At 65.6% G+C, this 25,452-nt stretch carries 25 protein-coding genes and 1 pseudogene; 17 read left to right on the forward strand and 9 right to left on the reverse strand.

What is annotated here, in order from left to right; translation table 11 throughout:
* Positions 1-109: 109 nt before the first annotated feature.
* From QNN98_RS01710 to QNN98_RS01720, 3 genes are all read left to right on the forward strand, one after another.
* Entirely contained in the window at positions 110-1,495 is a 1,386-nt protein-coding gene (locus QNN98_RS01710) for an ABC transporter substrate-binding protein (protein WP_442860308.1), read from the forward strand.
* Positions 1,495-2,439, forward strand: a complete 945-nt coding sequence (locus tag QNN98_RS01715; protein WP_442860149.1) for a carbohydrate ABC transporter permease — start codon at positions 1,495-1,497, stop codon at positions 2,437-2,439. The genes QNN98_RS01710 and QNN98_RS01715 overlap by 1 nt, the downstream gene beginning before the upstream one ends.
* Positions 2,440-2,545: 106 nt before the next feature.
* On the forward strand, positions 2,546-3,337 hold the full coding sequence (locus tag QNN98_RS01720; protein ID WP_227912414.1) for a carbohydrate ABC transporter permease: 792 nt from the start codon (positions 2,546-2,548) through the stop codon (positions 3,335-3,337).
* Positions 3,338-3,363: 26 nt separating this feature from the next.
* Here the strand turns inward: QNN98_RS01720 and QNN98_RS01725 are convergent, their stop codons facing one another.
* Entirely contained in the window at positions 3,364-3,837 is a 474-nt protein-coding gene (locus tag QNN98_RS01725; RefSeq protein ID WP_283996051.1) for a VOC family protein, read from the reverse strand.
* Positions 3,838-4,234: 397 nt separating this feature from the next.
* Between QNN98_RS01725 and soxR the strand changes: the two genes are divergently transcribed.
* A complete protein-coding gene (soxR, locus tag QNN98_RS01730) occupies positions 4,235-4,765 on the forward strand; it encodes a redox-sensitive transcriptional activator SoxR (protein WP_283996052.1) in 531 nt (176 codons plus the stop codon).
* Between the two features lie 127 nt (positions 4,766-4,892).
* A complete protein-coding gene (locus QNN98_RS01735; protein ID WP_283996053.1) occupies positions 4,893-5,384 on the forward strand; it encodes a nucleoside deaminase in 492 nt (163 codons plus the stop codon).
* Between the two features lie 25 nt (positions 5,385-5,409).
* Here the strand turns inward: QNN98_RS01735 and QNN98_RS01740 are convergent, their stop codons facing one another.
* A complete protein-coding gene (locus tag QNN98_RS01740) occupies positions 5,410-5,928 on the reverse strand; it encodes a GNAT family N-acetyltransferase (protein WP_227912143.1) in 519 nt (172 codons plus the stop codon).
* 126 nt (positions 5,929-6,054) lie between these two features.
* On the opposite strand from QNN98_RS01740, the gene rlmN reads away from it, so the two are divergent.
* A complete protein-coding gene (rlmN, locus tag QNN98_RS01745; protein WP_229958410.1) occupies positions 6,055-7,299 on the forward strand; it encodes a dual-specificity RNA methyltransferase RlmN in 1,245 nt (414 codons plus the stop codon).
* A gap of 57 nt (positions 7,300-7,356) precedes the next feature.
* On the forward strand, positions 7,357-7,731 hold the full coding sequence (locus tag QNN98_RS01750) for a hypothetical protein (RefSeq protein ID WP_283996054.1): 375 nt from the start codon (positions 7,357-7,359) through the stop codon (positions 7,729-7,731).
* On the opposite strand, the pseudogene QNN98_RS16420 reads toward QNN98_RS01750, so the two are convergent.
* Positions 7,702-8,097 (reverse strand): annotated as a pseudogene (locus QNN98_RS16420) (PadR family transcriptional regulator); the annotation flags it as partial. The gene QNN98_RS01750 and the pseudogene QNN98_RS16420 overlap by 30 nt on opposite strands.
* Positions 8,098-8,368: 271 nt before the next feature.
* Positions 8,369-9,784, reverse strand: coding sequence for an adenylosuccinate lyase (purB, locus tag QNN98_RS01760; protein ID WP_227912140.1), 1,416 nt, complete (start codon positions 9,782-9,784; stop codon positions 8,369-8,371).
* A gap of 231 nt (positions 9,785-10,015) precedes the next feature.
* Here purB and QNN98_RS01765 point away from each other — a divergent pair, with 231 nt between their 5' ends.
* Positions 10,016-10,267: a hypothetical protein gene (locus tag QNN98_RS01765; protein WP_227912139.1), complete on the forward strand. Its 252-nt coding sequence runs from the start codon at positions 10,016-10,018 to the stop codon at positions 10,265-10,267.
* A gap of 5 nt (positions 10,268-10,272) precedes the next feature.
* On the forward strand, positions 10,273-11,619 hold the full coding sequence (locus QNN98_RS01770; protein WP_283996055.1) for a hypothetical protein: 1,347 nt from the start codon (positions 10,273-10,275) through the stop codon (positions 11,617-11,619).
* 810 nt (positions 11,620-12,429) lie between these two features.
* Here QNN98_RS01770 and QNN98_RS01775 read toward each other — a convergent pair.
* On the reverse strand, positions 12,430-12,843 hold the full coding sequence (locus QNN98_RS01775; protein WP_227925824.1) for a phage holin family protein: 414 nt from the start codon (positions 12,841-12,843) through the stop codon (positions 12,430-12,432).
* Positions 12,844-12,884: 41 nt separating this feature from the next.
* Between QNN98_RS01775 and QNN98_RS01780 the strand changes: the two genes are divergently transcribed.
* From QNN98_RS01780 to QNN98_RS01795, 4 genes are all read left to right on the forward strand, one after another.
* Positions 12,885-14,024 (forward strand): histidinol-phosphate transaminase, encoded by a 1,140-nt coding sequence (locus tag QNN98_RS01780; protein WP_283996056.1) that lies wholly within the window; start codon positions 12,885-12,887, stop codon positions 14,022-14,024.
* 143 nt (positions 14,025-14,167) lie between these two features.
* Positions 14,168-15,403 carry a pyruvate dehydrogenase (acetyl-transferring) E1 component subunit alpha gene (gene pdhA, locus QNN98_RS01785; RefSeq protein ID WP_283996057.1) on the forward strand — a complete coding sequence of 412 codons (1,236 nt, stop codon included), beginning with the start codon at positions 14,168-14,170 and terminating at the stop codon, positions 15,401-15,403.
* Positions 15,400-16,374 (forward strand): alpha-ketoacid dehydrogenase subunit beta, encoded by a 975-nt coding sequence (locus QNN98_RS01790; protein WP_227912134.1) that lies wholly within the window; start codon positions 15,400-15,402, stop codon positions 16,372-16,374. Before pdhA ends, QNN98_RS01790 begins: the two co-directional genes overlap by 4 nt.
* A 73-nt stretch (positions 16,375-16,447) precedes the next feature.
* A complete protein-coding gene (locus QNN98_RS01795) occupies positions 16,448-17,878 on the forward strand; it encodes a dihydrolipoamide acetyltransferase family protein (RefSeq protein WP_283996058.1) in 1,431 nt (476 codons plus the stop codon).
* Between the two features lie 19 nt (positions 17,879-17,897).
* Here QNN98_RS01795 and QNN98_RS01800 read toward each other — a convergent pair whose 3' ends face one another.
* Positions 17,898-19,193 (reverse strand): aminotransferase-like domain-containing protein, encoded by a 1,296-nt coding sequence (locus tag QNN98_RS01800; protein ID WP_283996059.1) that lies wholly within the window; start codon positions 19,191-19,193, stop codon positions 17,898-17,900.
* Positions 19,194-19,273: 80 nt separating this feature from the next.
* Positions 19,274-20,242, reverse strand: a complete 969-nt coding sequence (locus QNN98_RS01805; RefSeq protein WP_227912131.1) for a helix-turn-helix transcriptional regulator — start codon at positions 20,240-20,242, stop codon at positions 19,274-19,276.
* A gap of 472 nt (positions 20,243-20,714) precedes the next feature.
* Here QNN98_RS01805 and QNN98_RS01810 point away from each other — a divergent pair, with 472 nt between their 5' ends.
* Complete coding sequence (locus QNN98_RS01810) at positions 20,715-21,674, forward strand: lantibiotic dehydratase C-terminal domain-containing protein (RefSeq protein ID WP_283996060.1); 960 nt, start codon at positions 20,715-20,717, stop codon at positions 21,672-21,674.
* 33 nt (positions 21,675-21,707) lie between these two features.
* Positions 21,708-21,896, forward strand: a complete 189-nt coding sequence (locus QNN98_RS01815; protein ID WP_227912127.1) for a hypothetical protein — start codon at positions 21,708-21,710, stop codon at positions 21,894-21,896.
* A gap of 106 nt (positions 21,897-22,002) precedes the next feature.
* Here the strand turns inward: QNN98_RS01815 and QNN98_RS01820 are convergent, their stop codons facing one another.
* On the reverse strand, positions 22,003-22,563 hold the full coding sequence (locus QNN98_RS01820; RefSeq protein ID WP_283996248.1) for an NADPH-dependent FMN reductase: 561 nt from the start codon (positions 22,561-22,563) through the stop codon (positions 22,003-22,005).
* A gap of 113 nt (positions 22,564-22,676) precedes the next feature.
* On the opposite strand from QNN98_RS01820, the gene QNN98_RS01825 reads away from it, so the two are divergent.
* Positions 22,677-23,264 carry a TetR/AcrR family transcriptional regulator gene (locus tag QNN98_RS01825; protein ID WP_227925818.1) on the forward strand — a complete coding sequence of 196 codons (588 nt, stop codon included), beginning with the start codon at positions 22,677-22,679 and terminating at the stop codon, positions 23,262-23,264.
* Between the two features lie 29 nt (positions 23,265-23,293).
* Here the strand turns inward: QNN98_RS01825 and QNN98_RS01830 are convergent, their stop codons facing one another.
* Entirely contained in the window at positions 23,294-23,863 is a 570-nt protein-coding gene (locus tag QNN98_RS01830; RefSeq protein WP_283996061.1) for a hypothetical protein, read from the reverse strand.
* 210 nt (positions 23,864-24,073) lie between these two features.
* On the opposite strand from QNN98_RS01830, the gene QNN98_RS01835 reads away from it, so the two are divergent.
* Positions 24,074-25,420: an MFS transporter gene (locus tag QNN98_RS01835; RefSeq protein WP_283996062.1), complete on the forward strand. Its 1,347-nt coding sequence runs from the start codon at positions 24,074-24,076 to the stop codon at positions 25,418-25,420.
* The last annotated feature ends 32 nt before the right edge of the window (positions 25,421-25,452 follow it).

Raw genomic sequence — 25,452 nt, forward strand, 5'->3', positions numbered from 1 at the left:
TATTCTTTTCCTTTTTCCGGGTCCGGAGCCTTGCCCGGACGGGAGCTCTGGACGTAGTGTCACGGCCTACGCAGCGGTACCGATATCTCAAATGAGCAAAGGTGACCATATGGGATTCCCACCCAGCAGGCGGACCGGCCGCAGGGAACAGTTCCGGCTCCGGCAGCTTATGGCCTGCGCCGCCGTGACGGGCCTGGTGCTCACCGGCTGCGGCGGCGACGCGGACGCCGGGGGCAACAAGGAAATTGTCGTGGCTATCGTGTCGAACCCGCAGATGCAGGACGCCATCTCGCTCCAGAATGAATTCAAGGCCCAGTATCCGGATATCGATGTCAGTTTTGTATCCCTTCCGGAAAACGAGGCCCGGGCAAAGATCACCGCCTCCGTGGCGACTCAGGGCGGGGAATTCGACGTCGTGATGATCTCCAATTACGAAACGCCCATGTGGGCGGAAAACGGGTGGATCACCAACCTGCAGGATTACGCGGATTCCACCGAGGGGTATGACCCCGAGGACTTTGTGCCGAACATTCGCGAGGCGCTCAGCTACGAGGGGGACCTTTATTCGGTTCCGTTCTACGGTGAGTCCTCCTTTGTGGCCTACCGCCAGGACCTGTTTGAAGAAGCCGGACTGACCATGCCGGAGCAGCCCACCTGGGACGACATCCGCGGATTCGCCGAAACTTTGGATGACCCGGACGCCGACATGAGCGGCGTGTGCCTGCGCGGCCTGGCCGGCTGGGGCGAGGTGATGGCCCCGCTGGACACCATGATCAACACCTACGGCGGGCGCTGGTTCGACGAGGACTGGAACGCCACCCTGGACTCCCCTGAGGTCGAGGCGGCGGTGACGGATTATGTGGACCTGGTGCAGAACTACGGGCAGGCCGGACCGGCCACCAGCGGCTACGGGGACTGCCTGACCCTGTACAGCCAGGGCAACACCGCCATGTGGTACGACGCCACCGCCATGGTTTCCGCTATCGAGGACCCTTCGTCGTCACTGGTGGTGGGCAAAACCGGCTACGCGCCAGCACCTGTCCAGGAAACGGACTCCGCCGGCTGGCTGTACAGCTGGTCGCTTGCCATTCCTTCGACCAGTGAGCAGAAGGACGCCGCCTGGGATTTTGTGTCCTGGATGACCAATAAGGACTACATCAAGCTGGTCGGCAACGAGATCGGCTGGGAGCGGGTGCCGCCGGGCAGCCGGCTTTCCACCTACGAGATCCCCGAATACGCCGAGATTGCCGAGGCCTATGCGGAGCCCACCCTCAACGCCATGGCGGGTGCGTCGCAGGAAAACAGCATGAACCAGGGGGTGCCCTACACGGGCCTGCAGTTTGTCGGCATCCCCGAATTCCAGGACCTGGGCACACGGGTGGCCCAGCAGATTTCGGCTGCGATTGCCGGCCAGCAAACGGTGCAGGAAGCACTTGAGCAGTCCCAGAGCTACGCAGAGACGGTGGCCGAGGGCTACCAGGACGGAGGCGGCTGATGTCCACCTTGGTAGCCCGCCAGCAGGTCCGGGCGCGGAAGGCCGCCGAGGAGCGGCAGGGCGGCGGAATGTCATCGGCGGAAGGATGGCGGCGGCGGCTGCCGCTGCTTCCGGCGCTGATCTTCACCCTGATCGTCACCCAGATCCCGTTCCTGTTTACTCTCTGGTATTCGCTCCAGAACTGGAACCTGCTGCGTCCGCAGGGCAACAAGTTTGTCGGGTTGTCCAACTACGTGGACATCTTCTCCGATTCCACGTTCCGCGGCGCGGCCCTGAACAGTGTCATCTTCACGGTCGGCTGCGTGCTTTTCGCAATGCTGCTGGGGATTGTCTTTGCGCTGCTGCTGGACCGCTCCTTTCCCGGCCGCGGGATTGTGCGCACGCTGCTGATCACCCCGTTCCTGATCATGCCGGTGGCCAGCTCGCTGCTGTGGTCCATTTCCATCCTCAACCCCAGCTACGGCCTCCTGAACTGGTTGATCGGGCTGGTGGGAATCCCGCCGGTGGACTGGACATCGCAGCACCCCATCGTCTCCATCCTCATGGCGCTGGTGTGGCAATGGACCCCGTTTATGATGCTGCTGGTCCTCTCCGGCCTGCAGGCACAGTCAAAGGACGTGCTCGAAGCAGCGCAGGTGGACGGTGCCGGCTGGTGGCGGACCTTCGTGTCGGTCACCCTTCCCCAGCTGCGCCGGTATATCGAACTGGGCGTCCTGCTCGGGGCCATTTACGTGGTGAACACCTTCGACCAGATCTACCTGATGACCGCAGGCGGGCCGGGTACGGCAAGCGCCAACCTGCCGTTCTACATTTACCAGCGCGCGTTCCTGGGCTTCGACGTCGGCCAGGCCGCCGCAATGGGCGTGGTGGTGGTCATTGCAACCATGGTTGTTGCCACCCTCGCGCTGCGCCTGATCTTCCGAAGCTTCGACGTAAAGGACTAACGACGTGGCTACCCAGACTGCTGCCCCCACTCCCGCCGGCAAGGAAACGCCGGCCCCCTCCGGGCGAACCGTCCGCAAGCCGGTCCGCCGGTTCAATTCCGGCCCAATCCTCACCACCGTCACCTGGGTGCTGGCACTGATCTTCTTCTCCCCGGTGCTGTGGATGGTGCTGACCTCCTTCAAGCAGGAGTCCGCTGCGGCGTCGTCGCCTCCGGTCTTCTTTTTCGCGCCCACCCTGGACCAGTACCGGGCGGTGCTGTCGGGCGGGGCCGGCAGCTACTTTGCCAACTCGGCCATCGCTACCGGGGTCTCCACCATCCTGGTGATCGCGCTGGCGGTCCCGGCCTCCTACGCGGTGAGTATCCGGCCGGTGAAAAAGACATCCGATGTGCTGTTCTTCTTCATCTCTACCCGCATGCTGCCGGTGGTAGCCGTGATTATGCCCATCTACGTCATTGCCGGGCAGCTGAAGGTGCTGGACAACGTGTGGACCCTGGTGGTCCTGTACACCTCCATGAACCTGCCCATTGCGGTATGGATGATGCGCTCGTTCTTCCTGGAAGTCCCCGGCGAAGTGCTGGAGGCGGCGCAGATGGATGGTGCCGGCTTGATGAAAACGCTGTGGCGGGTGCTCATGCCCATGGTCGCGCCCGGGCTGGCGGCCACCGCGCTCATCTGCGTGATATTCGCCTGGAACGAGTTCTTTTTCGCCCTGATCCTGACCGCCGGGAAGTCCGCCACAGTCCCGGTGTTCCTGGTGTCCCAGATGACCAGTGAGGGACTGTTCCTGGCGCAGCTCTCGGCCGCTTCCGTCCTGGCGTCGCTGCCGGTGGTCCTGGCCGGGTGGGTGGCGCAGAAACAGCTGGTGCGAGGACTGTCGATGGGCGCCGTCAAGTAGGGGACACCGGTTGGGGGACCCGTTGCTTACAGGGCCTGGTTCTGTTCCTGCACGGTTGCGTTGGAGGAGACCTCGAACGTCCGCTCGGGCTCCTCGACGTTGGCCGGGTCCATCCACAGGAACTCCCAGACGTGGCCGTCCGGGTCCGTGGCGGAGCCGCTGTACATGCCCGGCATCCGTTCCTCCGCCGGGGCGTAAACAGCGCCGCCGCCCGTCCGGCAGGCGGACAGGAAGCGGTCGACTTCGTCGCGGCTGTCGCAGCTGAGGCAGTTCAGCACTTCCTTGCCGGAGGAAGCGAGGTGCGGTGTGTCGCCCTGCGGCAGGAACCCCTGGTAGAAATCCTGCTGCAGCAGCATCACCACAATGCTGTCCGATATGACCATGGCGGTGCCCTGGTCATTGCTGAATTGCGGGTCCTTGGTGAAGCCGAGGCCCAGGTAGAAGTTCTCCGCGGTTTTCAGGTCCGCGACGGGGAGGTTGGGGAAAATCATGCGTTCCATGGCTGGTCCTTTCGGGGCGGGTACTTTTTACGTTCCCACCGGCCGAAGGCCGTGACAACGGGTAGCCGAAAGCCCCGTCCGGGGGAACGGAAAGACCGACCCCGCCGAAGGAAAAAATCAGCGCAAGAACGCGTACTCGGGCAGCATTGCCGCCAGGACAGCGCCGGCGTTCTCCGGACTCCGCCGCTGCCCAAGAACCGGCCCCGGGCCGTATCCCGGTAGGTTCCGGCGGTTCTCCAGTGTTTCCCGTGCTGCCTGCCTGCGGAACATGTGCGGTCCTTTCTCCGGGCCGCCCGGATGGCGGCCATGGGTCCGAGCAAACCTGCTCAAGTGCCCTTGAGGTCAAATACGCGTCACAGTTGGCAGGTCGGGGGCGGAGCACTGCAACACTGGGTCCGTGAACCAACCCACCCCGCGCAATCTGCTCGCCATCGGCGAGGTGGCCGCACGTGCCGGCCTTTCCGTGCCAACGGTCCGTTATTACGAAGAGCGCGGGTTGATCCGTTCCTTCCGCTCCAGCACGAACCAGCGGCAGTTTCCGCGCCACGTGCTGCGCCGGCTGGCCGTCATCTCCGCCGGCCAGCGGATGGGCCTGACGCTGCAGGAAGTGGGCGACGCCCTGTCAGTGCTGCCCCCGGACCGGGCTCCGAGCCGCGCGGAGTGGGCCGCCATGAGCGCGGACTGGTCGGCTTTGGTGGCTGCGCGGATCCGCGGACTGCAGACACTGCAGAGATCCCTCGACACCTGCATCGGGTGCGGCTGCCTGTCCCTGGACCGCTGCGGAATCTTCAACCCGGGGGACGAAGCAGCCGGGGAAGGTCCGGGTTCACGCTGGGAGCGGCAGGCAGTGGCAGCTGAAGGAGGCGGTCCGGAGGAAGCCGTGCAGGCCCCCGCCCGGCCCGCACGGGAAACGGATGTCCGTTCGTGACGCCGCCCATATTCGCTGCCGCCCGGAAAACTGCTAATCTCGCAGCTGCGAAGGCGGGCCGGCATCTCCGGTTATCTACCTGGCATACCTGCATCGACACTGCATCAGGACCCACGGGAGAAGCCACATGAGCACGGATGACTTGACCACCGACGACGTCTACCTGTCCCGGGCCATTAGCTTGGCCACCGCGAACGTAGCCGACGACGGCGGTCCGTTCGGCGCCGTCGTCGTCACCGCCGAGGGGGCAGCCTTTGAGGGCGTAAACCGGGTGACGGCCAACAATGATCCGACCGCGCATGCCGAAGTCACCGCCATCCGCAATGCCTGTGCCACCCTGGGCACGTTCGACCTCACCGGGGCCGTGCTGTACACCAGCTGCGAGCCGTGCCCCATGTGCCTGGCCTCGGCGCTGTGGGCGCGGGTGGACCGGGTGGTCTTCGCCGCCGACCGGCACGACGCCGCCACCGCGGGTTTCGACGACGCCGCGTTCTACGAATACTTCGAAACGCCGCTGGAGCGCCGCACCATGCAGGTGAACCAGCTGGCAGTGGACGGCGTTCCGGCCACGGCGCCCTTCGATGCCTGGACCGCTGCCGCCGGACGAGTGGACTACTAAGGCACCGGCGGGACTTCACCGCAGGTCAGAACGGCACCGCCGCGCCGATGGTCTTGGAGTAGCAGGTGGAACCGTCCGAGCCCAGGTAGGCGCCAAAGTTCGGCACGACTTTGTAGCCTCCGTTTTCGTAGAAGCGGCGGCCGTCCGGCTGGGCGGATCCGGCTTCGGCCGTCAGGACGGCGTAGCCCATCTGCTTGGCGCGTGCCTCCAGGGCCGCGAGGACCGCCGTCGCCACTCCTGAACCGCGGGCATAGGGCAGGACGTACACCCGCTTGATTTCCGCGGTCACGGAATCCACGCGCCGCAGCCCGCCGCAGCCCAGCGGTTGCCCGGTGCTCCGCTCGTAGGCCACCAGGAACACGGCCGAATCCGCGGCTCCGGGCGGGTGCGGATCGTGGGCGGTGCTGCCGTAGCGGGCATCCAGCTCGGCCTGCTGGGCTTCGCGCAGGTCCGCGCCCACCGGGTTGGTCCAGGGCACTTCGCGGATCCGCAGGTGCGGGGTCGAGTAGGGACGGAATCCGGAAAAGGGTCGCAAATCCGACATGCTGCCTCCAGCGGCCAAGGGGTATGCCCCCACGCTAGGAGCAGCGGGTTTCCATCGTGTTTCCGTGATGTGGCTGACGGGCAAAAGGAATGTTCCGGGCGTGCGAACCGTGCGAGAATAGTGGCGATGTCAAGCCTCGAAATTCCCCCCGCAAAAAAGCAGCGCCCCGCCCGCGCGCTTCCCACCGCCACCGGACCCCAGGTCCGCCCTGCCACGGAGGGTTGGGAACAGGCCAAGGAACCGGACGGCCGCCCGCTGCTGCAGTTCAAGTCGCCGCGCGTATCCCAGCCGCCGGCGCATCTGGCCGACATGACGCTGGCCGAGCGTCAGGAGAAGGTGAAGTCCCTGGGCCTGCCCGGCTTCCGCGCCAAGCAGCTCTCGGTGCACTACTTCCAGCACTACACCACCGACCCCGAGGCCATGAGCGACCTGCCCAAGGAACGCCGGGCCGAGATCGCCGCGGAGATGTTCCCTCCGCTGCTCACCGAGGTCAAACGCCTGACCACGGACAACGGGGACACCATCAAGTTCCTTTGGCGGCTCTTCGACGGTTCCCTGGTGGAGTCGGTGCTGATGCGCTACCCCGGCCGGATCACCCTGTGCGTGTCCAGCCAGTGCGGCTGCGGCATGAACTGCCCGTTCTGCGCCACCGGCCAGGCCGGCCTGACCCGGAACATGTCCACCGCGGAAATCCTGGACCAGATTGTCCAGGCCAACCGGGTAATCAAGGAAGGCGGCCTGGGCGGCAAGCGGCGCGACGGCGGCCACGACGCCGAGCGCGTCACCAACATCGTGTTCATGGGCATGGGTGAGCCGCTGGCCAACTACAAGCGCGTGATGAACGCCGTGCACCGCATGGCCGCCGAGGTCCCCGAGGGCCTGGGCATGAGCGCCCGCAACATCACGGTATCCACCGTGGGCCTGGTCCCGGCCATCAAGAAGCTCGCCGAGGAGAACATCCCGGTGACCTTTGCGCTGAGCCTGCACGCCCCGGACGATGAGCTGCGCGATGAGCTGATCCCGGTCAACAGCCGCTGGAAGGTGGATGAGGCGCTGGACGCCGCGTACAACTACTACCGCGTCACCGGCCGCCGGGTGTCCATTGAATATGCCCTGATCAAGGACATGAATGACCATGCCTGGCGTGCGGACCTGCTGGCCAAGAAGCTCAACGCCCGCGGCCGCGGCTGGGTGCACGTGAACCCCATTCCGCTGAACCCGACGCCCGGCTCCATCTGGACCTCCCCTGAGCCGGAGGTCATCTCCGAATTCATCAACCACCTGCTCGACGCCGGAATCCCCACCACCATCCGGGATACCCGCGGCAAGGAGATCGACGGCGCCTGCGGCCAGCTCGCTGCCGCGGACTAGCAGCCAGCTCCGTGGAGAAAGCGACGGCGGGCCGGGCACAGTGCCCCGCCCGCCGGGGTGGTTTATTCCCGCCGCTGGCGGGGCTCCGTCCCGGGGTTCGCCGGGGGTGCCGGGAGCATCGCCGGTTTCGTCAGTATCTGTTTCGGGCGTTTCCCCGGCAAGGATCAGGTACAAGGCCCGCCGGGTCTCGCCCAGCAGGGCGGCTGCAGCGGCTACCTGTCCGGGATCCCCGGCCATGCCCACCTGGCGGGTGGCGGCGGCCAGCTCATGCAGCAGGCCGCGCAGGTCCGGGCCGCTGTGGGCGCCGGTGAAATCCCCGAACGGATCCCCGGTTTCGGCCTGTGCGGCGCCCCGCCCTTCCTCGGTGAGGCTGGCGAGTTTGCGGCCGCCGCGGACCTCTATGGTGACCAGGCCTTCGTCCTCCAGCTGTGAAAGCGTGGGGTAAATGGCGCCCGGGCTGGGCTGCCAGCGGCCATTGGTGCGTTCGCTGATCGCCTGGATGAGCTGGTAACCGTGCATGGGTTCCTCGGCGAGCAGCAGCAGGACGGCCGCGCGGACATCTCCGCGGCCTGCGCGGCGGCCGCCGGGACCGTGATGGCCCCTGCCGCGGCCCCGCCACGGCATACCGCCGGGCATGGCTCCTGCTCCGCGGGGGCCGCCCGGGCCAAAGCCGCCGAGCCCGCCGGGACCGCCGGGCCCGAATCCGCCAAAACCTGCTGGCCCTCCGGGGGTGCGGTGGCAGCGGTTCGGCTCCTGGGCCGCCTCCTGCGGGGTGTCAAAGGGATGGAATTTATGCATGGCCTTCTCCTTCCGAAGACGTTCGCATTGGTCGTTGCACGATCATCAACCTGAGTCTCAAAGAAGCGCTTCATAACATCACGATATATCGTGAGCGGTCGCGGATTCAAGGGTTGTTGGTGTGACCGGGGTGCCGGATCCCGCTGGGGAGGTCCGCCCCGGGGAAACGAAAAGGCACGATTTACCGGTTTTCGGCTGGAAAACGGTAAATCGTGCCTTCTCGTGTGTCAGACAGTGCCGTGGGGTGCGGCGGCCTGGCCGCGTGCCCGGGCTACAACAGGTGGTTCACCAGCTCTTCCGCGATGCCCGTGTACTTACCCGGGGTGAGCGCCTGCAGGCGGGCTTCCGCCTCGGCCGGAAGGCCAAGGCCGGCAATGAACTCCTTCATCCGGGCGGCATCCACCCGGTGTCCCCGGGTGAGGTCCTTCAGGCGTTCGTACGGGTTTTCCATGCCCGGTGTGCCGGCCACCGCCTCAGCGCGCATCACCATCTGGATCGCCTCGCCGAGCACCTCCCAGTTGGTGTCCAGGTCGGCGGCGAGGACGTCCGCTGCCACATCCAGGCGCTCCAGGCCCTTGGCCACGTTGGAGATGGCCAGGAGGGAGTGGCCGAACGCCACGCCGATGTTGCGCTGCGAAGAGGAGTCAGTCAGGTCGCGCTGCCAGCGGGAGGTCACCAAGGTGGAACCCAGGGTGTCCAGCAGTCCGTTGGAGATTTCCAGGTTGGCTTCGGCGTTTTCGAAGCGGATCGGGTTCACCTTGTGCGGCATGGTGGAAGAGCCGGTGGCGCCTTCCACGGGTACCTGCGCGAAGTAGCCGATGGAGATGTAGCTCCACACATCGGTGCAGAAGTTGTGCAGGATCCGGTTGAAACGGGCCATGTCGGCGTAGAGCTCGGCCTGCCAGTCATGGGATTCAATCTGGGTGGTCAGCGGGTTCCAGGTCAGGCCCAGGCCCTCCACGAAACTGCGTGCCACCTGCTGCCAGTCGGCCTGCGGCACTGCCGCGTAGTGGGCTGCGTAGGTGCCGGTGGCACCGTTGATCTTGCCCAGGAATTCAGTGTTTCGGATGCGGCGCAGCTGGCGGGAGAGGCGGTGTACCGTAACCGCCAGTTCTTTACCCAGGGTGGTGGGGGTGGCTGGCTGTCCATGCGTGCGCGAGAGCATGGGGATGCTGCGGGTGTCCTCGGCCATGGCAGCGATTTGGTCCACCAGGTGCTGGGCGGCGGGGAGCCAGACGTTCTCTACGGCGCCCTTGATGCCAAGGGCATAGGAGAGGTTGTTGACGTCTTCGGAGGTGCAGCCGAAGTGCACCAGTGCCTTGAGGTCCTCAATGCCGGCAGCGGCCAGGCGGTCCGCAATGTAGTACTCCACGGCTTTAACGTCGTGAACCGTGCGCTTCTCGATTTCGCCGAGCTCCGTGACGGAATTGCCGTCGAATCCGGTGACGATTTCGCGCAGCTGGTGCTGCTGCTGGGCGCTCAGCGGCTCGGTGCCGGGAAGGACGGCGTTGCTGGTGAGGTGGATCAGCCATTCCACCTCCACGTGGGTCCGGTCGCGGTTCAGGGCGGCTTCGGACAGGTAATCCACCAGCGGTGCTGCGGTGCTGCGGTACCGGCCGTCCAGGGGGCCCAGAGCGATGGCGGGAGTCACGGAGGCAAGGGATACACGGGATTCAGATTCGGCCATGCGGCAATTCTTTCATGCCGGTGCGTTGGAGCCGGTGTGTGACTTTCCGGAGGGCGACGTCGGATGACATCTCCTCCACAGAACCTCCGGTAGGAGGCGGCGGGTAGGGGGAGTCCCCACCGCTGCGCCCGGTCATCGTCGGCGGCGGGCCGTGGTGCCTAGCTTGAGTGGGGCGGGCACAAGCGCGGTCACGACAAACACGGTATGTGAAAGAGCACAGCGGAGGAACCCATGAATCAAATGGCTGCGGCCGCATATGCACAGGAAACCGCGCATCAGTTGGTGTCCTGCGCCGGGGAAACGGACCAACGTGAGGACGAAGTGGCCGCGGCGGCGGGCGTCCGCTGGGTATCGCCTGCTGCAGATGCGTTCCGGCACGCCTTGGCGGCATCTGTTCAGGAGCTGCCGTGGGTGGCGGACCAGCTGCGGGCGGCCGCCGCAGATCTGCAACAGGACCCGGCCGCGATGATCGCGGGAGGTTGATCGGGATGGGTGCCATCGGGGCTGCGGACAGCTTCCGCGATCAGCCGGCGTTCCAAGTGAGGGGTGGTTCGGTCGGACTTCTGGTGCAGTTGGAGGATCTTGCACGGGTGGCGGATCGGCTGGGAACCACTACGTCCATGCTGCGGAACCTTGAGAAACGGGTCAATGGCCTGTGGCTGGAGGCCGGAGCGTGGGGAGGCGGATCCGTGACCGCGGACCGTGTCCGGGCACGGATGCTTGATGCGTCTTTCGCCCTGCGGAGATCGGCGGCCGCGCTCGAGGAGCTCACCGAGGGTGTGCGGGAGAGCGCCCGCAGCTACGCCGCCACCGAGGGTCGGGTGCAGCTGCGGATGCCCTGGGCCGGCGAGGTGTCCCCCTGGCCGGCAGCGCCAGCCAGCGGAGGAACCCTGGTGCCGACCCGCGGCCAAATGGAGGCCGCATTGGGTTCCGTGGCTGACGAAGTGGCCCTGCTGGCGGCCCTGGCGCTGCTGAAGACTGCAGGGGTGACGGAGCTGCGGCCCGTGACGGTAACCGCGCTTCCCGGGAAGCCGGAGAACATCCGGCTGGACGGAACGGCGGCCGGCCTGCTCGCCCGGTCGCAGGTGCTCAAGGACGAAAACGATCCGGGAGTGGTCGAAGTCCTCCGTATTGGGGAGGGCGGCAAAAACACCTTTGTCGTCGTCCTGCCGGGCACGCAGGGCTGGTTTTCCGACGGGGGATCCGTGCCGTTTGACCTCGCCGGAATGGGGGAGGCCCGGGGCCGCGAAAGCCAGTATGTTGCCGCTGCCGTGGCGGAAGCACTCCGGCAGGCTAACGCGGAAGCCGGCGATTCCGTGGTGCTGTCCGGATACAGCCAGGGCGGAGACCATGCCGCCAATGTCGCAGCGTTCCTCGCCACCGGAAGCCAGTATCAGGTGGACTTTGTGCTGACGGCCGGCAGCCCCACCGGCACGGCCAACCTCCCGCCGGGTGTGCCGGCCCTGCACCTGGAGCACGAACGGGACTGGGTCCCGGGGATAGACAGCATGCCCAATCCGGATACCCCGGACCGGGTCACCCTGACCCTGACGGATCCGGTTGCCACCCCCGAAGGGGAGCCGGCCGGCCTGGGCCCGGCGCACCGGCTGGAGAACTACCTCGACGGTGCGGCGCTCGCGGATGCCAGCGACGATGCTTCGGTGCGGACCGCGCTGGGATCGCTGTCCCTGGCGGTGGGGGCGGGCCAGGCCACCAGGCACTTGTACCGCTTTGAGCGGGAACCGCTGCCTGCACGTCCCCCTGCCCGGGTAGCCGCACCCGCGGACGTTTCAACGCCTACCCCGCCGTTCAGCCGGCTCCCGTCCAACAGATGACCGCCGGAGCGCTGCGGACGGTAGTGCCGGCCGCTAGCTGTACTCAGACAGCACGTTAGTTACACGGCAAATAGGTGAAGACCTCTTGGATTTGGTGGTTACTACACACCCGAAACTAAGAGGTCTTCACTCAAAGCTCTCCACAACTTGCGGGTCGTGGAGCATCTTCGCCGTCAAACTGCGAGGTTCATAATTGCCGCCGCCGTACGATGAGCCGCTCCGAAAAACTAACGGAGGTCGACCCAACGGTTCCGGCCAGCACTGGAGGAGGTAGCGTTCACTGGGCTCCTCTACTATTTGGTCTCGGTTGATGTCCCGACCGGAGGAGTAGATACGGAATCTGTACCGATGATGGTCCTGACTCTCCAGTGAACCGATCATTATCGACCTGACTTCGTCATTACCCAGAGTGAGCGTGCCTTCACCGAGCTTGACTGATGTCTCCTCGACATCTTCCCAATGATCATGTGTAAGCAACGTGGGTGCCTCGCTCAATACTTCCAGATTGATTAGCACTGGCCCTCCCCAAATGCCCGTGACCACCTGCAGTCCCAAATCTTGGAGAGGATCAGGCTCGGGTTGGCCTCGAGATGCCATGAAGGCCTCTACAAGCCGAGCCTGATCGACAGGAGGAGGCGATACCAGTAAGGAGAATCTGTGGTTACTCGCAGGTACGATCCAGCTTCCAGATCTGATCACGCCATTGCCTCCAGCAGTGTTAGAGCGAAGTCACAACATAGAAAACCAGGCCGGCAAACGCCCATCACCCATGTAACTAACGTGGTGCCTGAATACAGCTAGCGTCGGCCGCTAGCGCCGGCTGCGCCCCCGCGCGCCGGTCACGGTGTCCAGCACCATGGAAACAACACTGATGATGACCGCCCCGAAAATGGCCGTCCAGAAGAAGGAATCCACCTCGAAACGGATGGGAGTGTAACTGCTCAGCCATGCCGTGAGTTCGAGCATGGCGGCGTTGATGATGATCCGGAAAAGCCCGAGCGTCAGGATGGCCAGGGGCAGGGTCAGGCCCTGCGCAATCGGGCGGACCAGGGCGTTGACCAAACCGAAGATCAAGCCGACAAAAAGGTAGGCCAGGACCGTGTCCAGGGTCGGGTTTCCTGTCATGCCGCCCGTTTCCGAGGTCAGTGTCAGGCCGGGAAGAAGCCAGCTGGCTACCCAAAGGGCAATGGCGTTCAGGACAATCCGCAGAAACAGTGTGACCATGCACCCATGCTGGCAGATGCCGGACCATTACTGTTAACGCCATGACCACTACCGAGAATGACACCGACGAAGCTGTACTTCCCGCCATCGGCATCTCCCCGCGGCCCATCGTGGGCCAACTGCCGCAGTACAAGGCGGGCAAGCCGCCGGTGGTCGTCAATGGGCTGGAGAGCTACAAGCTTTCCTCCAACGAAAACCCCTACGCTCCGCTGCCCGCCGTCCTGGACGCGATCAATGACCATGCCACGGTCAACCGCTACCCGGACCCGCTTTCCACGGAACTGCGCAACGAACTCTCTGCCTTCCTGGACATTCCCGCCGAAGACATCGTCACCGGCGGAGGCAGCTTGGGGGCACTGAACCAACTCCTGGCCACCTTCGCCGGACGGAACCCGGACGGAACAGCCGACGAGGTCATCTATGCCTGGCGTTCCTTCGAGGCGTACCCCATCAGCGTGGGCCTGGCCGGAGCCGCAAGCGTGCAGGTTCCGCTGCAGGCAGACGGGACCCACGACCTCGACGCAATGGCCGCGGCCATTACCGAAAACACCAAGGTCATTCTGCTGTGCACCCCGAACAACCCCACCGGGCCGGTCCTGACCACCGCACAGGTGGAGGCCTTCCTCGACCGGGTCCCGTCCGACATCATCGTGGTGATTGACGAAGCGTATGAAGACTTCGTGCGTGACCCGGCCGCCGTCAACGGCATCGACATGTACCGCAACCGTCCCAACGTGGTGGTCCTTCGCACGTTCTCCAAGGGTGCCGGGCTGGCAGGACTGCGGGTGGGCTACTCGGTATCCCACCCGCACATCACGGAGCACCTGCGCGTGGCCGCCGTCCCGTTTGCGGTCTCCACCATCGCTGAACAGGCAGCCATTGCGTCCCTCCGCCACCACGACCAACTTGTGGAGAGGATACAAGGACTGGTCGCGGAACGGACCCGCGTCGTGGAGGGCCTGCAGGGCCTTGGATGGAAGATTCCGGCGGCCCAGGGAAACTTCGTGTGGTTGGAATTGGGCGAGAACACCCCCGAGTTTGCAGCAATGGCAGAGCAGCAGGCCCTGGCGGTGCGGGCCTTCGGAACCGAGGGTGTGCGCGTGACCATCGGCGAGGAAGAGGCAAACACCCGGTTCCTGGAGCTATGTGCAACCTATACAAAAGGGCCGCGGGTTTCCTAGCGGGTCCTAAGTAGGGTCAAAAGCCGCGCCGTCGTTAGGCTGTGGGAAGTAACTTCCACACATATGCAAAACAGGGAATGTATTCCCGACGAGGCATATTTCTAGCGCGGGCGCGGCTTTTGCCGTCCAGGCGAGGAGCAGGCATGGACGTAGGACACCTGCCGGCAAGCGAGTTCAACGCTGCCGGACTTGAGCAATCCCTGATGGGTGCTCCCGAGGACAACCCTGTCCCGGACATGGTCCAGCTGCTCACCATTGACGGCGAGCTCCGGCAGGATGAGGCCTACAGCAGCTACGTGCAGGACCTGAGTCCCGAGGAGCTGCGCGGGTTCTACCGGGACATGTTCCTGGTGCGCCGCTTTGACGAAGAGGCCACGGCCCTTCAGCGCCAGGGCGAACTGGTGATGTGGGTGCCGCTCACGGGCCAGGAAGGTGCGCAGATCGGTTCGGGCCGTGCCCTGCTGCCCCAGGACTATGTGTTCCCCACCTACCGGGAACACGGCGTCGCCTATACCCGCGGACTGGAGCTGGCGCATCTGCTGCGCCGTTTCCGCGGCATCTCCCATGGCGGCTGGGATCCGCGGGAAGCGAACTTCCACCTCTATACGCTCGTGCTGGCCGCACAGGTGCCTCACGCCGTCGGCTATGCGATGGGTATGGCGCGTGACCGGCTCGTGGACCCGAAGCTCCCCGAGGCGGCCACCGTGGCCTACTTCGGCGACGGCGCGAGCTCCGAAGGCGACGTGCACGAGGGCATGGTGTTCGCCGCCTCGTACAACGCGCCGGTGGTGTTCTTCTGCCAGAACAACCACTGGGCCATTTCCGTTCCCACCGAGGTCCAGTCCAGGATCCCGCTGGCCAACCGCGCGCAGGGCTACGGTTTCCCGGGAGTACGGGTGGACGGCAACGACGTCCTGGCCGTCCACGCGGTGACCCGCTGGGCGCTGGAACACGCCCGGTCGGGCGGCGGTCCGGTCCTCATCGAGGCCTTCACCTACCGCATGAGTGCCCATACGACGGCGGACGACCCCACCAAATACCGGGTCAGCGCGGACGAGGAAGCCTGGCTGGACCGGGATCCACTGCTGCGGATGGAAAAGTTCCTGCGCAGCCAGGGGCTGGCCGACGATGCCTTCTTCGCCGAATTGCGGAAGGAAGGCGCCAACATGGCCGTCCGGCTGCGCGAGAACGTGCAGCAGATGGAGGCACCCGGCTTCGAAGACGCCTTCGCCGATGTATACGCCGAAGCACACCCGTTGGTACGCGAGGAACTGGACGCCCATCGCCGGTACGAAGCCGGCTTCGCCGACACCGACACCGACACGGCCGCCGACACCGACACCGACACCACCTCCGCTTCCCGGGAGCAGACTGCATGAGCACCATGACCATGGCTAAGGCCATCAACGCCGGACTGCGCGCCGCGCTGGAAAGCCACCCGAACTCGCTGCTTATGGGTGAGGACATCGGCGCCCTCGGCGGGGTCTACCGGATCACGGAAGGGCTGCTGGCGGACTTCGGCCGGGACCGGGTGATGGACACGCCGTTGGCTGAATCGGGGATCATCGGTACCGCCATCGGCCTGGCGCTGCGCGGTTACCTGCCTGTCTGTGAAATCCAGTTCGACGGTTTCGTTTTCCCCGGCTTTAACCAGATCACCACCCAGCTGGCGAAAATGCACTCCCGCAGCGAGGGTGCGCTCAGCGCGCCGGTGGTCATCCGGATTCCCTACGGCGGCGGCATCGGTTCCATCGAGCACCACTCGGAATCGCCGGAAGCACTCTTCGCGCACACGGCCGGGCTGCGCATCATTACGCCGTCGAACCCGCAGGACGCCTATTGGATGATCCAGCAGGCCGTGGCCTGCAAGGACCCGGTGATCGTCTTCGAACCCAAGCGCCGGTACTGGCTCAAGGGCGAGGTGGATACCTCGGCGCCGACGTCGGACCCCTTCTCCGCACACATCGTGCGGGAAGGCACCGATGCCACCATCGTCGCCTACGGCCCGCTGGTCCCGGTGGCGCTGGCGGCCGCAGCCGCGGCGGAGGAGGACGGCCGTTCCGTGGAGGTGGTGGACCTGCGGTCCATCTCGCCGATCGACTTCGACACGGTTACCGAATCGGTGAAGAAGACCGGCCGGCTGATCGTCACGCACGAGGCACCCACCTTCGGCGGCATCGGCGGAGAAATTGCCGCCCGGGTGACCGAGCGGGCGTTCCTCTCCCTGGAAGCTCCCGTGCTCCGCGTGGGCGGGTTCCACATGCCCTACCCCGTGGCCAAGGTCGAAGAACACTACCTGCCGGACATTGACCGCCTGCTGGAGGCGCTGGACCGCTCGTTCTCCTACTGACGGACCCCGCGTCGGAACCCGGCCCGCCCCCTTTAGCTGCGCCCATCAGCAGCCCATACAAGATCGAGAAGCCATGACTGAAAAGACATTCAACCTGCCGGACGTTGGCGAAGGCCTGACCGAGGCCGACATTGTGCAGTGGAAGGTGCAGCCGGGCGACACGGTTGCCGTCAACGACGTCATCGTGGAAATCGAAACCGCCAAGTCGCTGGTTGAGCTTCCCTCACCGTACGCCGGAACGGTCTCCGCCCTGATGGTGGCCGAAGGCGAAACGGTTGACGTGGGGACGCCCATCATCAGCGTCACCGTGGGCGCGCCAGGTGCAGCATCTGCCCCCGCCCCGGCTGCCGCCCCCGTACCGGCTGCCGCCCCCGTACCGGCTGCCGCCCCCGCACCGGCTGCCCCGGCAGCGTCTGCCGCCCCGGCACCTGAAACGGGGGAGGCGCCCGCCGCCTCGCTCACCGGCACCGGCCCCAAGCCCGACGCCGTCCGCCGCCGGGAGCGCCGCCGTCCGGCCGCACCCGCGGCCCCGGCTGCTGCTGCAGAAACGGTGGCAAAGGCCCCCGTTGAGGCCGCAGTTGAGACGGCCGCCACCGCCGTCCAGGACCGGGTCAACCGGCTGGTCCAGCGGGTCCTTGCCAAGCCGCCGGTGCGCAAGGCGGCAAAGGACCTGGGCATCGACCTTGCCGAGGTGCCCGCCACCGGAGCAAGCGGTGAAGTTACCAAGCAGGACTTGATGGGCTTCCAGGCCCGGCGCGACCAGGCGCCGGAAGCCGCCGGGACGTCCGGCGCAACCGGCACCGGAGCAGCCGATGCGCGGATCGAACGCATCCCGGTCAAGGGCGTGCGCCGTGCCACCGCGCGGGCCATGGTGGAAAGTGCGTTCAGCGCACCGCACGCGAGCATCTTCGTGGACGTGGACGCCTCCCGGACCATGGAGTTCGTGAAGCGGCTGAAGGCCTCCCGGGACTTTGAGGGGATCCGGGTTTCTCCGCTGCTGGTCCTGGCTAAGGCAGTCATCTGGGCCGCCGCCCGCAATCCGCTCGTCAACGCCGCGTGGGCCGGGGAAGAGATCCTCGTGAAGCACTACATGAACCTCGGTATTGCCGCTGCCACCCCGCGCGGACTGATGGTGCCGAACATCAAGGACGCCCAGGACCTATCGCTGAAGGAGCTCGCCGTCGCGCTTAACAACCTGACGGCCACGGCGCGGGAAGGACGGACGCCCCCGGCGGACATGCAGGGCGGCACCATGACCGTCACCAACCTCGGTTCGCTGGGCCTGGACACCGGCACGCCCATCATTAACCCGGGCGAGGTGGCGATTGTCGCCTTCGGGACCATCAAGCAGAAGCCGTGGGTGGTGGACGGAGCGGTGGTCCCGCGCTGGGTCACCACGCTGGGCGGTTCCTTTGACCATCGGGTGGTCGACGGCGACCTTTCGGCCCGCTTTATCGCCGACGTCGCCTCGATCCTCGAGGAACCGGCACTGCTGCTGGACTGACGCTGAACCGTGCCTGCCGCTAGCGGACCTTGGCGGATCCGACGGCGCTGACGAGGATGGGGGCCAGCCGGCGGATCCCTTCGCCGATGTCTTCCGACGACACCGCGCTGAAGGCCAGCCGAAGCTTGTTGGACGGACCCTCGCCGGGCGTGAATGCAGCTCCGGGGATAAAGACCGTGCCGGCGTCGATCGCTTCATAGAGCAGCGGATAGGTGTCCACGCCCTCCGGCAGCGTCACCCAGATGAAGAAGCCGCCGTCCGGCCGCGTCCAGGTAACCCCCTCGGGCATGTGCTCGTCCAGGGCGGCGAGCATGGAGGCGCAGCGGTCGGCGTAAAGGGCCCGCGAATCCTTCACATGGCCCATCCAGTCGTAGTCGCGCAGGTAGGCCGAGACCAGCATCTGGGTCAGCGGTGAGGGGCAGAGCACCACGGCTTCGCAGGCAAGGTAGAACCGCCGGTAGAGGTGGCGGGGAACCAGGGCCCAGCCAAGCCGGACCCCGGGGGCGAAAATCTTCGAAAACGAGCCCAGGTACAGCACGTCCTGGGGGTTCCCGGCCCGCATGGGTGCCAGGGGTTCGCCGTCGAACCGCAGCAGGCCGTACGGGTTGTCCTCCAAAACAAGGATGTTGTTCCGCCGGCAGATGTCCACCACCAGCTGCCGCCGTTCGGCGCTGAGCGTGACTCCGCTGGGATTGTTGAAACTGGGGATCGTGTAGAGCAGCTTGATGGTTTTTCCCTCGGCGCGCAGTTGGCCAATCCGCTGCTCCAGCGCCTCAGGGAGCAGGCCGTCGTCGTCCATCGGGACCGTTTGGACGTCCACCTCGTAGGCCTCGAACGCGTTCAGGGCGCCGACGTAGGTGGGGTCCTCGCAGAGGATGACGTCGCCGGGATCGCAGAACACCTTCGCGGCGACATCCTGGGCGGATTGGGAGCCCGTGGTGATCACAATGTCCGCCGGGTCGGCGTCGAGGATGCCCTCGGCTGCCATCACCCTGCAGGCCTGCATCCGCAGGTCCTCCATGCCCTGCCCGCCGCCGTACTGCAGTGCCTCCAGTCCGTGCCGGGCAATGATGTTCCGGGCGGTCTCGCCCAGGTCTTCCAGGGGCAGGGAGCGCAGGTAAGGGCTGCCGCCGGCGAGGGAAATCAGCCCGGGCCGGATGGAGATGTCGAAAACGTCCCGCACCGCGGACTGCTTGATGTGGAAGGCGCGGTTGGAGAAGAGCATCTCATGGCGGTGCGCACCGGCGGCCCGCTCCAGGGCGGCCATGGTGTCTACGGGCAGTTCTACGGCATCGGAGAATTCCTCGCGGGTCATGGCACCCATGCTAACCCCGGGTGTTGACCTCTATGCAACGGCTGTTTCATACACTGTTGGCTGGATCTAGGTTCCCATCCCTAGATCCATCCGGCCTTGTGGGCCTTGATTCCGGCCTGGAACCGGCTCTCGGCCCCGAGTTCCTCCAGCATCCAGGCAATGTGCCGGCGGCACGTCCGGACGCTGATACCCACCCGGCGGGCGATGGCTTCATCGGAATATCCGGCGGCCAGGGCGGTCAGGACCGAGCGCTGGGTGCTGGTCAGCTCGTCCCGGGCCGGATTCTCCGTGAGAAACGGCTCGGCAAGGCCCCAGGCGAACTCGAACAGCAGGCCAAAGATGCGGATGAGGTTGGGATCGCGGATGACCAGGCCGGCAACGTCTCCGGGGTGCAGCTGGCGGGCAACCACCGCGACCTTTTCATCAAAAATCAGTGTCCGCAGCGGCATGTAGGGAAGTGTGCGGAACTGGCCGCCGGCCGCGGTGATGGTTTCCACCGCCTTGCGGGTGGGAACGTGGTCCCGGGTGCTGGAGTGGTAGAGCGTCTGCCGCTGGACGCCGCTGCGCAGCAGGTCCAGGTCCTTCTGCACGCTCTCTTCGTGGATGTCTGCATTTGCCCCCTGGCCCGGGCGGGCAATCAGGACGCGGTCCGTGGCGCTGCGCCCGTATTCGATCAGCACGCGCTGGACCTTGTCCTGGTCCTCCACCACCTCCACCGAGGAATCCGCCGCGAGCCGCTTGCGTGCCTCCACATAGGCGGGGGTCAGGGCGGCCATTTCCCGGCGCCGGGAATTGATCCGGCCGCGCAGCTCCAGCAGTGCCCGCTCGTCCGGATCCACCAGTTCGGCCAGTGCCACGTCAGGGGAAACGGCGGTGTAGCTGGGGCAGTCCGCAGCCTGCGCCAGCAGCAGGCACCGGGAGGTCAGTTCGGCGATGGCCGCGTCAATGGAGCGGCTGGTGTATCCCAGTGCCTCCGATGCATCTTCAGCCGTCCATCCGGGACGGCTGACGGCAAATCGGTAGACGTCCAGCGAAACCTGAGACAGCACGGCGAATCCTTTCAAAGCAGCAAGCTGAAGCCCCCACGGCTACCCTACCCAGCACAGCATGTTTCCGGTCCGCTCGTTACGAAAGTGCTTTATGTCGCCAACACACTGTGGAAAGTCGGACATGTCCGGTTAATGCCAACGACGGCGGCGCGGCCGGTACAGGAAGCAGAGGTGGGGCATACCCGTTCAGGCGTCCGATTTCGGCACGGGTATGCCGGGTTCCGGTGCCGGAAGCGGCCATGTCCGGAACAGGGCAGCGGAGCCTATTTACAGACGCGTCAGCGGCGGGGGAAGCTTTCGGAGTCAAATCAAGGTGCCGGCTGAGCAACAGCCAAGAGATTCAAGGGGGACAGCAATCATGAAGAGCTGGGATTGGTTCTAACCATCGGCCCCCGAGGGGCCGAACACAGGAAATAACAACAATGCAGGCCCGCCCCAGCGGCGGTAACCAACCCCGAGGGGAAAGATCCACATGAGCCAGCTAGCTGCAGTTCGACCAGCCTCACGGACGCAAACCGGCACTCATTGGTGGTCACTCTCCATCCATACCGGGGGCTTCGATGTAGCGGACGGCATCATTGGAGAATTGGTTACCCCGCTGGCGGCGCAGGCGCAGGTCCTGGGAGCCCAGCGCTGGTATTTCACCCGGTGCTCGGATCCGGCCTTTGCGCACGTAAAGATACGGGTGCTGGCAACCACCGAGACCTTGGACCGGCTGCAGTCGCTTTTGCCGGCCCTGCAGGAACAATCCAGCGGAGTGATCGGCCATCTGGAGACCAGCCAGCAGCTCACTGAACCCGCCACCGACCGGCTGAGCCCGGGCGGCGGAGAGCCTCAGGACCCGCGGATCGAAGCGGACCTCGCAAAGTACGGCGGGGTGGAGGGGCTGTCCCTCGCCGAAGAAGTATTTGAACTTTCCTCGGATCTGGCCAGCTGGGCAACCGCGCGTTTCCCCAAGGTCCAAAACCGGTGGGCGCTCGGGTCGCTGCTGCTCTTCGACGCGGCCCGGAGCATGATGAAGGGCCCCCGCGCCTCGGCCTGGCCGGACCGGCGCCGTTTGTCCTGGGACTACTACTGGGACAGCCACCTGCGCAGCTGCACCGCCGGGTTTGGCCCCCGGGCGGCAGGCGTGCGGCAGGCAATGACGGTTCAGGTAGGCGCCAAGGTAATGCCGACGCACCGGCTAATGGCAGCCACTGCAGCAGAATCGGCGGTTGAAAACTGGCGCCGCCGGTGGTTCCGCGGCATCGACACTTACCTCTACCGGGCGGACAGGGCCCGGCTGAGCCGTAGCGCCCAGCACTTGACGGTATATCAAGCCCATATGCTCCTCAACCGCCTTGGTCTCAGCCTGCGGGAAGAAGCCGCCATGGGGCTGTACGCACGCACCTGGAGCCCGGAACGGGAATCAGTACTGCTGGATAAGCGCTGAAACGTGCGCACAATTGGGAAGGGGGCCCAGCCTGTGGCCGAACAAGAAGAGGTAGTGGTGGCAGACGCCCAAGACCTGGGTCTGGTCCTGGGCTGCTCGGAAGATCTGCTGGCCGATATGAAGGACAGCGGACTGCTGGAACCCTTCGGTGAAGCGTGGAATGTTGGGCCGGCCCGCGAATATCTGCGGGATGCTGCGTGGGCGGATCAGGCCTGGTATTGAGGCGCCGGGGTCCGCTGGACCGGTGCGGCAGAAACGCAGAAAGGGACGGACCATGTGGGTCCGTCCCTTTCTGCGTTTGTCCTGCGAAGGGTGCCGGTTTTGACGCCTAGGCTACGGAAATGGAAGCCTCGGCGAGGACGCGGACGGCTTCATTGAGCTGGGCCACTGTCTCGGGGTCGTCCTTGGGGTGGATTTCCGCGTAGCGGGTAACGGAGCCGCCAATCGCCAGGCGTACTTCCTCCACGACGCGTGCTCCGGCAATACCCACGGACTTCCGGGCATCATCCTGGGCCCATACGCCGCCGTACTGGCCGAAGGCCGCACCGATGACGGCGGTCGGCATTCCGGACACGGCGCTGGCGCCGAAGGGGCGGGACAGCCAGTCGATGGCGTTTTTCAGTACTGCGGGCATGGTGCCGTTGTATTCCGGGCTGATCAGCAGCAGGCCGTCGGAGGCAGCAGCCGCTTCACGCAGTGCCAGTGCGGGTTCGGGGACAAGACCCTCGGCGTCGATGTCTTCGTTGTAGAAGGGGATCTCGCCCAGCCGGTCAAATACCTTCACCTCAACGCCCTCAGGGGCACCGCTTGCGGCCACTTCGGCGAGCTGGCGGTTGATGGATCCGGCGCGGAGGCTTCCGACGAGGGTCAGGATGGTGGTGCTCAAAATAGGGAACTCCTGTCTAGGCCGTGCCGATTCCCCCAGGCACGAACGCGGTTCTGTCTTCGATCGCTTAAACGGACCACGGTCCGGATATATTCCCTCCGGGTTACACTTGCGCGATGGAGGCAAGCAATCCCGTACCGTCCGGCATCCGCGGGGATGCGGAGCGCAACCGGCTCCGCCTGCTGGAGGAGGCCCGGGAACTCGTGGCGGCAGGCGGCGCCGATGCGCTGACCATGGAAGCCCTGGCCCAGCGGGCGGGATTGGGCAAAGGGACGGTCTTCCGCCGGTTCGGCAGCCGGTCAGGACTGATGCAGGCGCTCCTGGAGCACGTGGAGGCCGGTTTCCGCGCGGACTGGATGTCCGGTCCGCCGCCGCTGGGGCCCGGCGCGCCGGCACTCGCCCGGTTGCAGGCCTTCGGCTCGGCACGCCTGTCGATCCTTATGGTGAACAGCGAATTGGCCCGGGCAGCCGACATCGACCCCCGAACCCGCTACCGGAATCCGTCCCGTGCCCTCGCCGTGGCGCATCTGGCCGGGTTGCTGCGGGAAGCGGGTCCGGTGCGGGACCCCGAACTTGCCGCCTACCAGCTGGCGGCGTTCCTGGACGCCGGGCTGCTGCTTCATCTGCGCGGGGAGACGGGAATGGACCAGACGCGGCTTGAGCAGGGCTGGACGGACCTGGTGGCTGCCCTTGTCCGGGCCTAGCCCGGGACTGGCCCGGGACTGGCCGGGGACTAGTGGTCCGGATGCTCCAAACCGAGGGAGGCGATCAGGGACCGCAGCGCCCGGCGCAGTTCCTGGCTGTCCTCTGCGTCCAGGGTTACCTCCGCCTCGGCCAGCTGTGCGCACTTGATGGCCTCGCGGCCGGCTTCGGTGACGGCCCAGGACAAGACAGCCGGGCCGGTCCCGGCAGCCGTCTCCGGGTCCTCCGGCACACAGCCCCGCTGTTCCGCATATCCGGACGAAACAAGGGAAGACAACTCCCGCCGGACGGCCGGCAGCGGCTGCCTGGTACCTGCAGCCAGCGCGGTGTCCTTTACGGCGTCACCCGTTGCAGCTGCGGCCAGGAGAGTGAGCAGGGTGAAAGAGTTTCGGTTCAGGCCAAAGCGTTCCAAGGCGCCGTCGGAGGCTACATGGGTGACATGGGCAGCAGCGGACAGAAGCCGGGGGAAATAGCCCGGGGTGGCCGGAGCGGTGTGGGATGCGGAAACGGAATCAGGGCCGGGACTGGAATCGGACTGCTCGGAGTTCCCGGACTGGTCGGAGTTCCCGGACTGGTCGGGGTTGACGTGTCGAAACGGCACTTGTTCCTTGGGGTCTAAAAGAGGGTGCGGCTGTGCAGAAACAGGCCTCGGCCACGTCTTGACCAGAGGACAGCTTACGGTGGACTATCCGGCGCTGACAAGCGGGATTATGGCGGCGGACGGCTTGGCGGAGCCGGAACCGCCCGTCACCGTACAGTCACCCGGGGACCCGAATACCGGTGTGATGAGCACCTCAGATAGCTTTGTACGATGCACATCAAGGACCGGATCGAAGAAGCCCCGATGAGTCGGCGGCAGGTGGCCATCATTGCCATCTGTACAGCCTTGTACATGATCGACGGTTTCGACGTCCTGGTGATGGCCTTCAGTGCAAGCCATGTGGAAGAAGAATGGGGGCTGAACGGCGCGCAGCTGGGCTACCTGCTCAGCGCAGCACTGGTGGGGATGGCGGTGGGCTCCATCTTCGTCTCCACGGTTGCCGACATCTTCGGCCGGCAGCGCACCATGCTGGTCGGTGTGTGCATTGTCGGACTGGGGATGTTGGCGTCCTTCTTTGCCCCGAACTATGCGGTGCTGCTGGTTCTTCGCCTGCTCACCGGCTTGGCCATTGGCACACTGCAGGCGACCATCGGCGTTTTTGCCTCGGAGTTCTCCAACGCAAAGCGGCGCTCCACCGCCCTGTCCATTGTCACCATCGGCCAGCCCATTGGCGGGGTGCTGGGCGGGCTGGCCAGCGGCGTGCTGATCAGCCAGTATGGTTGGCGGTCCGCGTTCCTGCTCGGAGCGGTTGCAACCTTCCTGATGATTCCCCTGGTGATGAAGGTGTTCCCGGAATCGGTGGATTTCCTGCTGGCCAGGCGCCCGGCGGACGCACTGGCGCAGCTCAACCGCAGCCTGCGCTCAATAGGGCAGCCGCCAGTGGATGCCCTTCCGGATGCCCTTCCGGACGCCGTACCGGTGCAGCGGAAGACCTCTCGGTTTGCCGACGTCCTCACCGGTTACAACACACGGCGCACCATTCTGCTGTCCCTGGCCTATTTCATCCTGATGGCCAGTTTCTACTTCGCGAACTCCTGGACACCCAAGCTGATCACGGCCAGCGGGTTCACTGCCCGGGACGGGATCAACGCCGGTGTCCTCTTCAGCGTCGGCGCCATTGCCGGCGGCATAACGCTGGGCCTGTTCGGTGCGCGTTTCCCGATGCGCAAGGTCCTGGCGGTGTTCTTTGTGGCCGGAGCGGCAACCTTTGTGGTCTTCGCGAATTCAACCACCGGATCAGTGGGCTGGGCCCTCTTCGCCGCCGCGCTGGTGGGCTTCGGCTCCAACGCGCCGATTGCCGGGATGCTTGCCATTAGCCCCACCTACTACACCAGCGAGGTCCGGGGCACGGCGCTGGGCCTGGTGATCGGCATGGGCCGGCTTGGGGCCATCATTTCGCCCATCCTTGCCGGCGCCCTGATCGACGGCGGCTGGAGCGCCGGGGACCTCTACTTCCTGTTTGTGCTCCCCATGGCCCTGGGCGCCGTCGTTATTTCCAGGCTGGGCAAGCCGGTGCTGCACGGTCCGGTCGAGAAGCACCCGGCCCCCGTCCACTAGCGGGGCACAGCCCGCCAATGTGGCCGGTACCC

The organism is Arthrobacter sp. zg-Y1143, assembly GCF_030125565.1.
GTDB lineage: Bacteria > Actinomycetota > Actinomycetes > Actinomycetales > Micrococcaceae > Arthrobacter_B.

Bases quoted from the DNA above. Each gene is read 5' to 3' on its own strand.
- QNN98_RS01710 (WP_442860308.1), top strand. From the start codon at position 110: ATGGGATTCCCACCCAGCAGGCGGACCGGCCGCAGGGAACAGTTCCGG.
- QNN98_RS01715 (WP_442860149.1), top strand. From the start codon at position 1,495: ATGTCCACCTTGGTAGCCCGCCAGCAGGTCCGGGCGCGGAAGGCCGCC.
- QNN98_RS01725 (WP_283996051.1), bottom strand. From the start codon at position 3,837: ATGGAACGCATGATTTTCCCCAACCTCCCCGTCGCGGACCTGAAAACC.
- QNN98_RS01735 (WP_283996053.1), top strand. From the start codon at position 4,893: ATGAGCACGGATGACTTGACCACCGACGACGTCTACCTGTCCCGGGCC.
- QNN98_RS01740 (WP_227912143.1), bottom strand. From the start codon at position 5,928: ATGTCGGATTTGCGACCCTTTTCCGGATTCCGTCCCTACTCGACCCCG.
- rlmN (WP_229958410.1), top strand. From the start codon at position 6,055: ATGTCAAGCCTCGAAATTCCCCCCGCAAAAAAGCAGCGCCCCGCCCGC.
- purB (WP_227912140.1), bottom strand. From the start codon at position 9,784: ATGGCCGAATCTGAATCCCGTGTATCCCTTGCCTCCGTGACTCCCGCC.
- QNN98_RS01765 (WP_227912139.1), top strand. From the start codon at position 10,016: ATGAATCAAATGGCTGCGGCCGCATATGCACAGGAAACCGCGCATCAG.
- QNN98_RS01770 (WP_283996055.1), top strand. From the start codon at position 10,273: ATGGGTGCCATCGGGGCTGCGGACAGCTTCCGCGATCAGCCGGCGTTC.
- QNN98_RS01775 (WP_227925824.1), bottom strand. From the start codon at position 12,843: ATGGTCACACTGTTTCTGCGGATTGTCCTGAACGCCATTGCCCTTTGG.
- QNN98_RS01780 (WP_283996056.1), top strand. From the start codon at position 12,885: ATGACCACTACCGAGAATGACACCGACGAAGCTGTACTTCCCGCCATC.
- pdhA (WP_283996057.1), top strand. From the start codon at position 14,168: ATGGACGTAGGACACCTGCCGGCAAGCGAGTTCAACGCTGCCGGACTT.
- QNN98_RS01790 (WP_227912134.1), top strand. From the start codon at position 15,400: ATGAGCACCATGACCATGGCTAAGGCCATCAACGCCGGACTGCGCGCC.
- QNN98_RS01795 (WP_283996058.1), top strand. From the start codon at position 16,448: ATGACTGAAAAGACATTCAACCTGCCGGACGTTGGCGAAGGCCTGACC.
- QNN98_RS01800 (WP_283996059.1), bottom strand. From the start codon at position 19,193: ATGACCCGCGAGGAATTCTCCGATGCCGTAGAACTGCCCGTAGACACC.
- QNN98_RS01810 (WP_283996060.1), top strand. From the start codon at position 20,715: ATGAGCCAGCTAGCTGCAGTTCGACCAGCCTCACGGACGCAAACCGGC.
- QNN98_RS01825 (WP_227925818.1), top strand. From the start codon at position 22,677: ATGGAGGCAAGCAATCCCGTACCGTCCGGCATCCGCGGGGATGCGGAG.
- QNN98_RS01835 (WP_283996062.1), top strand. From the start codon at position 24,074: ATGCACATCAAGGACCGGATCGAAGAAGCCCCGATGAGTCGGCGGCAG.